Source organism: Cellulomonas sp. B6 (assembly GCF_001462455.1).
GTDB lineage: Bacteria > Actinomycetota > Actinomycetes > Actinomycetales > Cellulomonadaceae > Cellulomonas.
Genome location: NZ_LNTD01000129.1, coordinates 51,260 through 63,927, shown reverse-complemented (window position 1 = coordinate 63,927; position 12,668 = coordinate 51,260). Strand labels below are relative to the sequence as shown.

Genomic DNA, 12,668 nt, shown 5'->3' with positions numbered 1-12,668 from the left:
CCCGAACCGGCCGCCACCGGCGTCCCGACGCACCACGGCACGCCGACCCTCGCCGACCTGACGACGTTGCGTGTGGGCGGGCCCGTCGGGCGGTACGTCGAGACGTCGAGCGAGGCCGACCTCGTCGCCGCCGTCCGTGAGGCCGACGCCGCGGGCGAGCCCGTGCTCGTGCTCGGCGGCGGGTCCAACGTGCTCGCGGCCGACGCGGGCTTCCCCGGCGTGGTCGTGCGGGACGTGCGCGGCGGCGTGAGCGTCCCCGACGCGACCGCGTGCGCGGGCGTCACGCTCACCGTCCCGGCCGGCACGGTGTGGGACGACGTCGTCGCGTACGCGGTCGCGCACGAGCTCGTGGGCGTCGAGGCGCTGTCCGGGATCCCGGGCTCGACCGGGGCGACCCCCGTGCAGAACGTCGGCGCGTACGGGCAGGAGGTCGCGCAGACCGTCTCGCAGGTCCGCGTCTGGGACCGCGGGCGCGGCCGCGTGCGCACCCTGCCGTACGTGACGCTCGCGTTCGGCTACCGGTCGTCGCTGCTCAAGCGGTCGCTGCGCCCCGACCCGTCCGACCCCGGCGCGCCGTGGGGCCCGACCCCGCGCTACGTCGTGCTCGACGTGACGTTCCAGCTCAAGGAGGGTTCGCTGTCCGCGCCCGTGACCTACCCCGAGCTCGCGCGCACGCTCGACGTCGCCGTGGGGGAGCGTGCACCGCTCGCGGACGTGCGTGCCGCGGTGCTCGCGCTGCGGGGGCGCAAGGGCATGGTGCTCGACCCGGCCGACCACGACACGTGGAGCGCGGGCTCGTTCTTCACCAACCCGGTGCTGCCCGTCACGCAGGCCGCCGGGCTGCCCGACGACGCACCCCGCTGGCCCCTGGACGACGGCACGGTCAAGACCAGCGCCGCCTGGCTCATCGAGCGCGCGGGCTTCGCGCGCGGTCACGGCGCCCCGGGGCCCGCGTCGCTGTCGACCAAGCACACGCTGGCCCTGACGAACCGCGGCGAGGCGCGGGCAGCCGACCTCCTCGCGCTCGCGCGCGAGGTGCGCGACGGCGTCCGTGAGCGGTTCGGGGTGACGCTCGAGGCCGAGCCGGTCCTGGTGGGCGCGACGCTCTGAGCGCGCCGCCCGGGACGCGCCGTGCACGACACGCCGCCCCGAGCGCGTCGCGGGCGCGACCCTAGCGCCGGCGTGCGGGGTGGCGCGTCCCCCTCGCGACGGGTCCGTGGCCCGTCCCCGAGGCCGATGCGTCGTCGACCGTGCTCCCGGGAGGGTGGACGGGCGCCGACGGCCGGGGCGCAGGGGCTCCGGCGGGCGCCGTCCAGGGGGAGCACCATGAGACGACCACACCTGAGCCGCGCGGTCCTCGCGGCGGCCGTCGCCACGAGCCTCGTGGCGACGCTGACCGCGACGTCGGCGGCCGCGCACGGTCCCGACCGGCCCGGTCACGGGCCGGGCCACGACCGCACGAGCCGCGCCGAGGCCGTGCGCGTCGACCGCGTGCCGACGCCGGACCCGGGCTGGTTCGACTGCACGTCGCTGTTCGGTGCCGGCACCGAGTGCGGCACGGTCGAGCTGCCGCTCGACTACGACCAGCCCCGGCGCGGCACCACCGAGGTCGCGATGCTGCGCGTGCGGGCGACCGACCCCGCGCGACGCATCGGCACGCTCTTCGTGAACCCCGGCGGACCGGGAGGCTCCGGCGTCGAGATGGCCGCCATGGCGTCGGCGTTCCTGTCGCCCGAGCTGCTGGCGCACTTCGACGTCGTCGGCATCGACCCGCGCGGCACCAACTACTCGGCCAACGTGCGCTGCTTCCGCGACGCGGGGGAGCAGGGCGTCGCGCTCGCGGGCATGAACGTCCGCTTCCCCCAGGGCGACGAGCAGACCGCGGCGTTCGTCGCGTCGGCGCGTGCGCTCGGCCAGGGCTGCTCGACGACCGGTGCGCCGCTGAGCGCGTCGATGTCGACCGCGCAGGTCGCGCGCGACATGGACGTCGTGCGGCGGGCGCTGGGCGACGACCGCCTGACGTTCCTCGGGTTCTCGTACGGCAGCTACCTCGGTCAGGTCTACGTCAACATGTTCCCGGACCGGGTGCGAGCGGTCGCGATCGACGGCGTCCTCGACCCCGTGGCGTGGGCGGGGACCCGACGCACGGCGGACGTGCCCGTGACGGAGCGCATCGCGTCCGGCCAGGCCGCCTGGCGCGCGGCCCAGGAGATCCTCGACCGCTGCGCGCAGGCGGGCCCGGCGCTCTGCCGGACCGCGGGCCTCGGCGACCCGCGGACCGTGTGGGCCGAGGTGGAGTCCGGCATGCGTGCGGGCGGCGTCGAGCTCACCGACCCCGCGACCGGCGAGCCGCTCGGCACGTTCGACTGGGACGACACGGTCGGCGCCGTGCTGTCGCTGATGTACGCCCCGAGCGGGTACGACGCGGTCGACACCGTGGTGTGGGCGCTGTGGTGGCTGCTGCAGCCCGAGACGCCCGAGAACGCGCAGCAGCGCGCGGAGGCGCTCGCGGCGCTGTTCGGCTTCGAGCGGTCGCAGCGGGACGCGGACGCGGAGCGGGACGCGACCCGCGCGGCGCGCGCCGACGCGTTCGGGCTCGGGTTCCCCTACACCAACGGGCTCGAGGCGTTCTCGGCCGTCCTGTGCACCGACTCGCTCAACCCGCGCCGCCCCGAGGACTGGGTCGCGGCGTCCGCGCGCCAGGACGCGGCCGCGCCCGGGTTCGGGCCGTCGTGGACGTGGGCGTCGCCGCAGTGCGCGTCCCGCGCGTGGACCGCGCGCGACGACGACGCGTGGGCCGGGCGGTTCGACGCCCGCACCTCCGCGCCCGTCCTCGTGGTCGGGAACCTGTGGGACCCGGCGACCGCGTACGAGGGTGCGGTCGCCGCGGCCGCGGTCCTGCCGCGCAGCCGGCTGCTGTCGTCCGACAGCTGGGGCCACACCGCGTACGGCACGTCGCGGTGCGCGACCGGTGCCGTCGACCGGTACCTCGTCGCGGGCGAGCTGCCCGCCGAGGGCACGTCGTGCGTCGGGGACGTGCAGCCGTTCGCGCCGACGCCCGAGCAGCGCTCGGCGCAGACGCCGCGCATGCTGCCGCCGGTCGTGCCGCCGGTGCCGGGGGCGCCGCCGCGCGTGCCGTGACGGACCGCGCATGACGACGTGCGGGGCCCGGGCGCCGGGCCCCGCACGTCGCCGCGGCCCGGGCCGGCGTCGTGCCGCGCCCGGGCCGTCACGCGTCCCGGGGGCGTCGCCGCCTCCTCAGCCCGCGACGCCGACCGGGTCCGGGGCCGCGAGCCACGCGTCCACCCCGGCCAGCAGCCGGGCCCGCGCCCCGGGCGACGCGGTGCTCGCGAGCACCGACGACCGGGCGAGCGCGGCCAGCTCGTCGTCCGTGAAGCCGTGGACGTCGCGCGCGACGCGGTACTGCTCGACCAGCCGGGACCCGAACAGCAGCGGGTCGTCCGCGCCGAGCGCGACCCGTGCCCCCGCGGCGACGAGCGTGCGCAGCGGCACGTCGCCGTCCGACGCGTACACCCCGAGCGACACGTTCGACGCCGGGCAGACCTCGAGCGCGACGTCGTGCGCGACCACGCGCTCGAGGACCCTGGGGTCCTCGGCGCTGCGCACGCCGTGCCCCAGCCGGTCCGGGTGCAGGTGGTCGAGGACCTCGTCGACGTGCGCGGGGCCCAGCAGCTCGCCGCCGTGCGGCACCGCTCGCAGGCCCGCGCGGCGGGCGATCGCGAACGCGCGCCCGAACTCGGCGGTGCTGCCGCGCCGTTCGTCGTTCGACAGCCCGAAGCCCACGACCTCGCCGGGGCCGTCGCCGGCGTACCGGGCCGCGAGCCGCGCGAGCGTGCGCGCCTCCAGCGGGTGGCGCATGCGCGACGCCGCGACGACCACCCCCACCTCGACGCCCGTCGCCTCCTGCGCGGCGCGCGCCTCGTCGAGCACGATCTCGAGCGCGGGCGTGATCCCGCCGACGAACGGCGCGTACGACGTCGGGTCGACCTGGATCTCCAGGCGCCCCGAGCCCTCGGCGGCGTCGTCGGCCGCGGCCTCCGCCACGATCCGCCGCATGTCGGCCTCCGAGCGCACGCACGCGCGGGCCGCGTCGTACAGCCGCTGGAAGCGGAACCAGCCGCGCTCGCCCGCCGGGACCCGCAGCGGGTCCGCGTCGAGCAGCACGTGCGGCAGCCGGATGCCGTGGTGCTGCGCCAGGTCGGCGAGCGTCGCGACCCGCATCGAGCCCGTGAAGTGCAGGTGCAGGTGCGCCTTGGGCAGCAGGGTCAGGTCACGCACGCGCGCCAGTCTGCCAGCCGACGCCGCACGTCACGCGCTCGCGTCGACCAGCCGGTACCCGACGCCGCGGACGGTGTCGAAGTGCTCGGCGCCGAGCTTGCGGCGCAGGTAGCGCACGTACACGTCGACCACGTTCGACCCGGGGTCGAAGTCGAAGCCCCACACCTCGGACAGCAGGCGCTCGCGCGTGAGCACGTCGCCGGGGTTGCGCATGAACGTCTCGGCGAGCGCGAACTCGCGGGCCGACAGGTCGACCTCCGTGTCGTCGACCCGCATGCGACGTGTCCGCAGGTCGAGCTGCAGGCGACCGTGCACGAGCACGTTGCCGCGAGCCGCACCGGCCGTCGGCTGGCTGCGCAGCCGCAGCCGCACGCGCGCCAGCAGCTCCTCGAACCGGAACGGCTTGGCCATGTAGTCGTCGGCCCCGGACTCCAGGCCCGCGACCGTGTCGGTGACGGACGAGCGCGCCGTCAGCACGACGACGGGCAGGTCGCGCCCCGACGCCCGCAGCGCCCGCAGCACCTCGAACCCGTCCATGTCCGCGAGGCCCAGGTCGAGCACGAGCAGGTCGACGCCGCCGGCCGCGACGCGCTGCAGCGCCGCGGTGCCGGTCGGCACCGCGGTCGTCTCGTAGCCGTGCGCGCGCAGCCCCTTGGCCACGAAGGCCGCGATGCGCTCCTCGTCCTCGGCGATCAGGATGTGTGTCATCGGTGCGGCTCCACGAGCTCGGGGGACTCGGACCCGCCGTCGACGAGGCCGACGGCGGGCAGGTCGAGGACGAACACGACGCCGGGCCCGGACGCGGGCGGCGGGTGCTCGAGGAACACGCGGCCGTCGTGCGCGGCCGCGATCGCCGCGACGATCGGCAGGCCGAGGCCGGCGCCGTGCTGCACGCGGTCGGCCTGCCCACGGTGGAAGCGCTCGAAGATCCGCGCCTCCTCCTCGCGGGGCACGCCCGGCCCCTCGTCGCGCACCCACAGCAGCAGCCGTCCCGCGGCGACCTCGCTGCCGAGCCGCACGGTCGAGCCGGGCGCCGAGAACCGCACGGCGTTGGCGAGCAGCTGCAGCCAGGCCTGCGTGACGCGCTGCGCGTCGACGTGCGCGACGACGTCCGCGCGGGACACCACGACGTAGCGCCGGTCGCCCAGCCCGCGGGCCTTCTCGAGCACGTCGTCGGTGAGCCGACCCACGTCCACCGGTGCGGGCCGCACGAAGTCGGGGCGGTCGGCGGTCGCGAGAGTCACGAGGTCGTCGACCAGGCGCTGCATGCGGTCGAGCTCGTCGAGCGCGAGCGCCTGCGTCGCGCGCACGTCGGCCTCGTCGGCGGGGTCGAGCAGCTCGAGGTGGCCGCGCACGATGGTCAGGGGCGTCCGCAGCTCGTGCCCGACGTCGTCGAGGAGCTCGCGCTGCGAGCCGAACGCGCGCTCGAGGCGCTCGAGCATCGAGTTCACCGACGCCGCCAGGTCGGCGAGGTCGTCGCGCCCCCCGACCTCGATCCGCTCGGACAGGTCCGACTCGGTGACGCGTCGCACGGTGTCCCGCAGCACGCGGACCGGCCGCAGCATGCCTCCGACGACGAACCACGCGACCGCCGACGTCACGGCGAGCGCCGCGACCCCGACCGCCGAGTAGGTCGAGAAGATGCGCCACACGGCGGCGTTCTGGGCGCCGCGGTCGAACGCGAACACCATCAGGCCGTCCGCGCCCGGATCGGCTTCGAGGTGCACCGGGACGGTCGCGAGCCGGTACTCGGTCACGTCGGTGCGCACGCTGCGCGGCTCCCCGGTGAGCGGGTCGTCCGGCGGGAGGTCGCGCAGGAACGTCATGAGCTCGGTGTCGAGGTCGATGCGGACCGCGCCCGTCTCGTTGGCCGGCCGCCACGCGAGCTCGCCGCCGACGAACGACACGATGCCCTCGTTCTCGCCCGGGACGCGGTTCTCGACGGCCTTGCGCAGCAGCGTCGAGACCGACGTCCACCGCTCGGTCGGGCCGGACGGGTCCGGCGAGGTCGCGGACGAGTCGTCGGCGTCGACGCGCCCAGCCGACTCGAACGCCCGGAACGCCTGCACCGAGCGGCGCAGCGCGTCGTCCGTGCGGGCGTCGCTCGCGCGCAGCTGCAGCGCCAGCGCGGTGACGCCCGCGACCGTCATCGCGGTCGCCGTGAGCGCGACCACGGCGGTCATCAGCCGGCCCCGGACGGTGGCGCGGCGCCCCACCGCACGCAGCGGGTCGGACGGGGTGACGGGGGCTCCCGTCGACGCCGGACCGTTGCGCATGGCGCTCAGTATGGGGGCGGTCGAACCGCCGCAGAAGGGACGTCCACCGCGACGTCCCGGCCGTGGACACGCGGGCGACCACGACGTGCCGCGACGTGGCGCAGCGGCCCGGTCGTCGGGCGCGGTCGTCAGGCGCCCGGCAGGATCCCGCGCTCGATCGCGACCGTGACGGCGCGGGTGCGGTCGTCCACGCCGAGCTTGGCGAACGCGCGCAGCAGGTGCGTCTTGACCGTCGCCTCGGCGATGAACAGCTCGCGCCCGATCGCGGCGTTCGACAGGCCGCGCGCGACGCCCGCGAGCACCTCGCGCTCGCGGGGGGTGAGGCGCTCCCCGCCGTCGCCGCGGACCTGCTGCACGAGCCGGCGCGCGACCGACGGCGACAGCGCGGACTCGCCGCGCGCGGCCGCCCGGACGCCCGCGACGAGCTGCGCGCGCGGCGTGTCCTTGAGCAGGTAGCCCGTCGCGCCCGCCTCGACGGCCCGCAGGATGTCGGTGTCGGTCTCGTAGGTCGTCAGCACGAGCACGCGGACGTCGGGCAGCTCGGCGACGATCCGCGCGGTCGCCTCGGCGCCGTCGGTGCCGGGCATGCGCAGGTCCATCAGCACGAGGTCCGGCCGCAGCTCGCGCGCCAGCGTCACGGCCTGGGCGCCGTCGTCGGCCTCGCCCACCACCTCCAGGTCCGCCTCGAGCCCGAGCAGCGCGACGAGCCCCGAGCGCACCACCGGGTGGTCGTCGGCGACCACGACCCGCACGCTCACCGCTCCTCCGTCCCGCGTGGCGCACCCGTGGCGGGTCCGGCGTCGCCCCCGTGCCCAGCACCGCCCGGGCCGCGCACGACGCCCGTGCCGTCCGGGTCGGGTGCGCCACCCACGGGCACGCGCACGCGCACGCGTGTGCCGTCGCCGGGCGTGCCCGTGACCTCGAGGCGACCACCCGCGGCGTCGGCGCGGGCACGCATGCCGCGCACGCCGGCGCCCTCGGTCGCGTCCGGCGGCAGGCCGCGGCCGTCGTCGACGACCTCGAGCACGACCTCGTCACCCGTGCGGACCAGCCGCAGCGTCACGTGCGACGCGCCGGCGTGCCGACGCACGTTCGCGAGCGACTCCTGGGCCGCCCGCAGCAGCACGACCTGCGCCTCCCGGCCGGGCACGCCGTCGGGGGCGTCGTCCACCACGTCGACCCGCACGCCGGTCTCGGCGCCGAACCGCTGCGCGAGCCGTCCGAGCGCGTCGGCCAGGGTGCCGTCGCCCAGCCCCGGCGGTGCGAACGCCCCGACCAGCGCGCGCGCCTCGGCGAGGTTGTCGCGCGCGACGTCCTCGATGTGCGCGAGCCGGTCGGCGGCGCGGTCCGCGTGGCCGCGCTCGAGCTCGGCCGCCGCCGCCTGCGCGAGCATGACGACCGACGTGAAGCCCTGCGCGAGCGTGTCGTGGATCTCGGCGGCGAGCCGCTCGCGCTCGGCGACGACGCCCGCGGCGTGGTGCGAGGCCGCCAGCGCGTCCTGCGTCTCCCGCAGCTCGTCGAGCAGGTAGGCGCGCTCCTCGCTCTGCTCGGCCACGTGCGTGATCCACAGCCCGAGCGTGACCGCGAACAGCAGCGCGATGCCGAACTGCCCGGCGATCTGCGCGGCCACCCCGGCGTCGGCGCCCGTGCGCCAGGCCGAGGCCGCCGCGACTCCGAACGTCAGCGCGGTGCACCACGCGATGCCGGTGGGCCGCGTGCGCGCGAAGAACCAGATCTGCGAGTACGCCAGGAACAGCAGCACCGTCCCGATCCCGCCCAGCACGACCTGCGCCGTGCCGACCGCCGTGAGCACCGCGAGGTAGGCGTCCGCGCGGCGGGCGTCGCCGCGCACGGCGCCGGTGTGGCCGAGCGCCGCGTACGCGACCGCCAGGACGCCGAGCAGCGCGACGGCGACGACCTTGCGCGGCGCCGGCATCGTGTCCAGGCCGATCGCCGCGGCCGACAGCACGACCATGACGCCGAAGCCCAGGTCCCACATGCGCAACGTGCGCCGCCAGAACTCGTGCCGGCCGACGGGCTCGTGCGCCGGTGCCGCGGACGTGCTCATGACCGGGACTCTCCCACACGCGCGGCAGCCCGCCGCCGCAGGACCCGGCGGGTCCCGCGGCGGCACGCGTCGTCAGCCGTCGTCACGGCGCCGCCAGCGGAACGTGCGCACGCCCACCACGAGCCCGACCACGAGCCACGCCGCGAGCACAGCGGCGGTCGCGCCGTGCTGCCAGGTCCCCGCCGGCTCGACCACGACCGCGGCGTCGGGCAGGAACACCGAGCGCATGCCCTGGGCCATCCACTTGAGCGGGAACACCGAGGCCACCTGCTGCATCCAGGTCGGCAGCTGGTCGAACCGGAAGAACACGCCCGACACGAACTGCAGGACCAGCACCACGGGGATGACGACGGGGCTCGCGGAACGCCCGGTGCGGGGGACCGACGAGTACGCGACCCCGCAGACCGCACCGGCGGCGGTGCCGAGCACGAACACCCACGCGAACGTGCCCCAGCGTGCCGCGTCGTCGGGCAGCGGCACGTCGAACACGAGCGCCGCGACCGCGAGCAGCAGCGCGGTCTGCACGCCGGCGGTCACGAGCACCTGCCCGGTCTTGCCGAGGAAGTACGCAGCCGGCGGCAGCGGTGTCGAGCGCAAGCGCTTGAGCGTGCCGTCGTCGCGCTCGCCCGCGATCGAGATCGCGAGGTTCTGGAAGCTCGAGAGCATGACGCCCGTCGCGACCATCCCGGGCAGGAAGTACTGCGGGAAGTGCACGCCCGACCCGGCGACGACCTCGTCGTCGGTGCCGAAGACCGTCGCGAAGATCGCGAGCATGAGGATCGGGTAGGCGAACACGAACACCACGGCGTCGCGCTCGCGGAAGAAGGTCAGCACCTCGAACGCGGTGCGCGACCACGCGAGCCGCGTCGTGCCGGGCAGCCGTGCGGGGGGCGCCGCACGGCGCGTCGTCGCGTGGGCCGCGGCGCCCGCCGGCGGAGGCGTCCGGGGTGTCGTCGCGGGTGTCGTGGGAGGTGTCGTCGCGCTCACAGGTCCGTCTCCTCGTGCGTCGTGGCGCCGGTGCCGTCGGCGGCGGCGATGAGGCCGAGGTACACGTCCTCGAGCGTGGGGCGCAGCACCTGCAGCCCGGCGACCTCGCCGTCCGGTCCGGCGAGCCGGTCCGTGAGGTGCGCGACGAGCGCTGTGGGGGTCTCGGTGGCCTCCTCGCGGGGTGCGCCGTCCTCGGTCCAGCGGACGCGGGCGCGACGCGCCTGACGTCCCCCGAGGCCGTCGGGCGTGCCCTCGGCCACCACCCGCCCGTCCGCGACCACGACGACGCGGTCCGCGAGGCGTTCGGCCTCCTCGAGGTAGTGCGTCGTCAGCAGGATCGTCGTGCCCTCGTCGCGCAGCGCGTGGACGAGGTCCCAGAACTCGTGGCGGGCCTGCGGGTCGAACCCGGTGGTCGGCTCGTCGAGGAACAGCAGCTCGGGGTCGCCGACCACGCCGAGCGCGACGTCGAGGCGGCGCCGCTGCCCGCCCGACAGGGCGCGCGTGCGCGCCGACCTCTTCTCGCGCAGCCCGACGGCGTCGATCACGGCTTCGGGGTCGCGCGGCGCGGGGTAGAAGCCCGCGACGTGGTGCACGATCTCCCGCACGGTCGCCTCGGCCATGTCGTGGTTGTCCTGCAGCACGACGCCCAGCCGCGACCGCCACCGCCGGTCGCCGTGCGCCGGGTCCTCGCCGAGCACGCGCACGTGCCCGGCGTCCGCGCGGCGGAACCCCTCGAGCGTCTCGACGGTCGTCGTCTTGCCCGCGCCGTTGGGGCCGAGCACTGCCACGATCTCGCCGTGCTCGACCCGCAGGTCCAGCCCGTCCACGGCGCGCTTGGCGCCGTACCTCTTGTGCAGGCCCTCGACCAGGACGGCCGGGGCACTCGTCGTCGTCATGCGCCCAGCGTGGCCGCCGGGTCGGCCCGCGCGGGACGACCGGGAGACGGGGCCGGGGGTCCACCGATCGGTGGACCCCCCGGCTCAGCGCGGCGCGGCGACCGACGTCAGACGGCCTCGCCCAGCAGGGCCTGGATGCGGCGCACGCCCTCGACCAGGTCGTCGTCGCCCAGCGCGTACGACAGTCGCAGGTACCCGCTCGGGCCGAACGCCTCGCCCGGGACCACCGCGACCTCGGCCTCGTCGAGGATGAGCGCGGCCAGCTCGGCCGACGTCGTCGGCGTGACGCCGCGGATCGTGCGGCCCAGCACGCCCTCGACCGACGGGTACGCGTAGAACGCACCCTGCGGTGCGGGGCAGCGCACGCCGTCGATCGCCTCGAGCATCTCGACCATGGTGCGGCGGCGGCGGTCGAACGCCGCGCGCATCGTCTCGACGGCCGACAGGTCTCCCGTGAGCGCGGCGACGGCCGCGCGCTGCGACACGTTCGCGACGTTCGACGTCAGGTGCGACTGCAGGTTGGTCGCGGCCTTGACGACGTCCGACGGCCCGATCATCCAGCCCACGCGCCAGCCCGTCATCGCGTACGTCTTGGCGACGCCGTTGAGGACGATCGTGGTGTCCGCGAGCTCGGGGACCACGCGCACGACGGGCGTGAACACGGCGTGGTCGTACGTGAGGTGCTCGTAGATCTCGTCGGTGATCACCCAGATGCCGTGCTCGAGCGCCCAGCGCCCGATCTCGGCCGTCTGCTCGGGCGAGTACACGGCGCCCGTCGGGTTGGACGGCGAGTTGAACAGCAGCGCCTTGGTGTGCGGCGTGCGAGCGGCCTCGAGCTGCTCGACGGTGACGAGGTAGCCCTGGTCGACGCCGGCGAACACCTCGACCGGGGACGCGCCGGTGAGGCGGATCGCCTCGGGGTAGGTCGTCCAGTAGGGCGCGGGCAGCAGCACCTCGTCGCCCGGGTCGAGGATCGCCGCGAACGCCTGGTAGACGGCCTGCTTGCCGCCGTTGGTCACGAGCACGTCGGACGGGCGCACCTCGTACCCGGAGTCACGCAGCGTCTTGGCCGCGATGGCCTCGCGCAGCACCGGCAGGCCGGCGGCGGGGGAGTAGCGGTGGTTCGCGGGGTCCTGCGCGGCGCGCACCGCGGCCTCGACGATGTAGTCGGGTGTCGGGAAGTCGGGCTCGCCGGCGCCGAACCCGATCACGGGCCTGCCGGCGGCCTTGAGGGCCTTCGCCTTGGCGTCGACCGCGAGCGTCGCGGACTCCGCGATGGCGGCGACGCGGGTGGAGACCCGCGCGCGGGGGGACGAGGTCGGTGCGCTGTGCTCGCTCACGAGGTCCATCCAAGCAGAGCCGCCCTCGCGTGCGCCCGGGGTGTCACGACGTGGTACGCGAGGTCCCGGCGGCCGTCCCCCCGGTCGCGTGCGGACCCTGCCCGGACGTCCGCGCGGACCCCGCCCGGACCTCGGGGGCCGACGTGTTCGACCACGCGCCGCGGGTCGCGTACAGTGATCCCCCGGCGGTTGACGTCCGTCATGATGAAGCACGCCCTCGCGCGAGGGTCGGGCGGACCCGTGACGAACCAGGCCGTCGTAGGGCAGTGGCGCAATTGGTAGCGCAGCGGTCTCCAAAACCGCAGGTTGCAGGTTCGAGTCCTGTCTGCCCTGCGCACGCGGAGCGGCCGCGGCCCGACCACCCCCCGCGGGTCGGTCGGGTCGGGGTCGCCCGCCGTGAGCAGGACCGCCGGACGGTCCGGCGCGACGCGTCGGCCTGTCGGCACGTCCTCGACCCGCGGCGCCCACCCGGGAGTCGCACGACGAGTCACGAGACAGGGGCCAGACGTGAGCGATACCGCAGCCGCAGCGGCGTCCGACGCCGAGGGCTCGGCCGCCCGCAAGGGCGAGCACGCACCGCGTCGTGGCGAGGAGAAGCGCGGGCTGTTCGCGCGCATCGCGCTCTTCGTGCGCCAGGTCGTGGCCGAGCTCAAGAAGGTCGTCCGGCCCACGCGTCAGGAGCTCGTGACCTACACGAGCGTCGTGCTCGTCTTCGTCGCGGTCGTCATGGCCTTCGTGACGGTCGTCGACCTGGGCCTCGGCCAGCTGACGTTCCTCGTCTTCGGGTGACGCGCGCCGGCCA

The 12,668-nt window shown here is 76.0% G+C and carries 11 protein-coding genes and 1 tRNA gene; 4 read left to right on the top strand and 8 right to left on the bottom strand.

What is annotated here, in order from left to right; all coding sequences use genetic code 11:
- On the top strand, positions 1-1,110 hold a 1,110-nt coding region (locus tag ATM99_RS12410; RefSeq protein WP_062103207.1), incomplete at its 5' end, for a UDP-N-acetylmuramate dehydrogenase.
- A gap of 216 nt (positions 1,111-1,326) precedes the next feature.
- Positions 1,327-3,141, top strand: coding sequence for an alpha/beta fold hydrolase (locus tag ATM99_RS12405; RefSeq protein ID WP_062103206.1), 1,815 nt, complete (start codon positions 1,327-1,329; stop codon positions 3,139-3,141).
- Positions 3,142-3,258: 117 nt separating this feature from the next.
- Here ATM99_RS12405 and ATM99_RS12400 read toward each other — a convergent pair whose 3' ends face one another.
- From ATM99_RS12400 to ATM99_RS12365, 8 genes are all read right to left on the bottom strand, one after another.
- Positions 3,259-4,299: an adenosine deaminase gene (locus ATM99_RS12400; RefSeq protein ID WP_062103205.1), complete on the bottom strand. Its 1,041-nt coding sequence runs from the start codon at positions 4,297-4,299 to the stop codon at positions 3,259-3,261.
- 30 nt (positions 4,300-4,329) lie between these two features.
- The gene (locus ATM99_RS12395; protein WP_062103204.1) at positions 4,330-5,007 is read right to left on the bottom strand and encodes a response regulator transcription factor; all 678 of its coding nucleotides are present in this window, start codon (positions 5,005-5,007) and stop codon (positions 4,330-4,332) included.
- Positions 5,004-6,575, bottom strand: a complete 1,572-nt coding sequence (locus ATM99_RS12390; RefSeq protein WP_062103203.1) for a HAMP domain-containing sensor histidine kinase — start codon at positions 6,573-6,575, stop codon at positions 5,004-5,006. The genes ATM99_RS12395 and ATM99_RS12390 overlap by 4 nt, the downstream gene beginning before the upstream one ends.
- 128 nt (positions 6,576-6,703) lie before the next feature.
- Positions 6,704-7,333, bottom strand: a complete 630-nt coding sequence (locus ATM99_RS12385; RefSeq protein WP_062103202.1) for a response regulator transcription factor — start codon at positions 7,331-7,333, stop codon at positions 6,704-6,706.
- Positions 7,330-8,643, bottom strand: coding sequence for a sensor histidine kinase (locus ATM99_RS12380; protein WP_082659677.1), 1,314 nt, complete (start codon positions 8,641-8,643; stop codon positions 7,330-7,332). The genes ATM99_RS12385 and ATM99_RS12380 overlap by 4 nt, the downstream gene beginning before the upstream one ends.
- A 72-nt stretch (positions 8,644-8,715) precedes the next feature.
- On the bottom strand, positions 8,716-9,522 hold the full coding sequence (locus tag ATM99_RS12375) for an ABC transporter permease (RefSeq protein WP_062103209.1): 807 nt from the start codon (positions 9,520-9,522) through the stop codon (positions 8,716-8,718).
- Between the two features lie 104 nt (positions 9,523-9,626).
- Positions 9,627-10,526, bottom strand: a complete 900-nt coding sequence (locus tag ATM99_RS12370; protein ID WP_062103201.1) for an ABC transporter ATP-binding protein — start codon at positions 10,524-10,526, stop codon at positions 9,627-9,629.
- Positions 10,527-10,633: 107 nt separating this feature from the next.
- Positions 10,634-11,875 carry a pyridoxal phosphate-dependent aminotransferase gene (locus tag ATM99_RS12365; RefSeq protein ID WP_062103200.1) on the bottom strand — a complete coding sequence of 414 codons (1,242 nt, stop codon included), beginning with the start codon at positions 11,873-11,875 and terminating at the stop codon, positions 10,634-10,636.
- A gap of 251 nt (positions 11,876-12,126) precedes the next feature.
- On the opposite strand from ATM99_RS12365, the gene ATM99_RS12360 reads away from it, so the two are divergent.
- Positions 12,127-12,199: transfer RNA gene (locus tag ATM99_RS12360), tRNA-Trp, on the top strand.
- Positions 12,200-12,373: 174 nt separating this feature from the next.
- The gene (gene secE, locus ATM99_RS12355) at positions 12,374-12,655 is read left to right on the top strand and encodes a preprotein translocase subunit SecE (protein ID WP_062103199.1); all 282 of its coding nucleotides are present in this window, start codon (positions 12,374-12,376) and stop codon (positions 12,653-12,655) included.
- Positions 12,656-12,668 lie beyond the last annotated feature (13 nt).

Excerpts from the sequence above, each read along its gene's own strand:
- ATM99_RS12380 (WP_082659677.1), bottom strand. The coding sequence starts at position 8,643 with ATGAGCACGTCCGCGGCACCGGCGCACGAGCCCGTCGGCCGGCACGAG.
- ATM99_RS12395 (WP_062103204.1), bottom strand. The coding sequence starts at position 5,007 with ATGACACACATCCTGATCGCCGAGGACGAGGAGCGCATCGCGGCCTTC.
- ATM99_RS12390 (WP_062103203.1), bottom strand. The coding sequence starts at position 6,575 with ATGCGCAACGGTCCGGCGTCGACGGGAGCCCCCGTCACCCCGTCCGAC.
- ATM99_RS12405 (WP_062103206.1), top strand. The coding sequence starts at position 1,327 with ATGAGACGACCACACCTGAGCCGCGCGGTCCTCGCGGCGGCCGTCGCC.
- ATM99_RS12370 (WP_062103201.1), bottom strand. The coding sequence starts at position 10,526 with ATGACGACGACGAGTGCCCCGGCCGTCCTGGTCGAGGGCCTGCACAAG.
- ATM99_RS12365 (WP_062103200.1), bottom strand. The coding sequence starts at position 11,875 with ATGGACCTCGTGAGCGAGCACAGCGCACCGACCTCGTCCCCCCGCGCG.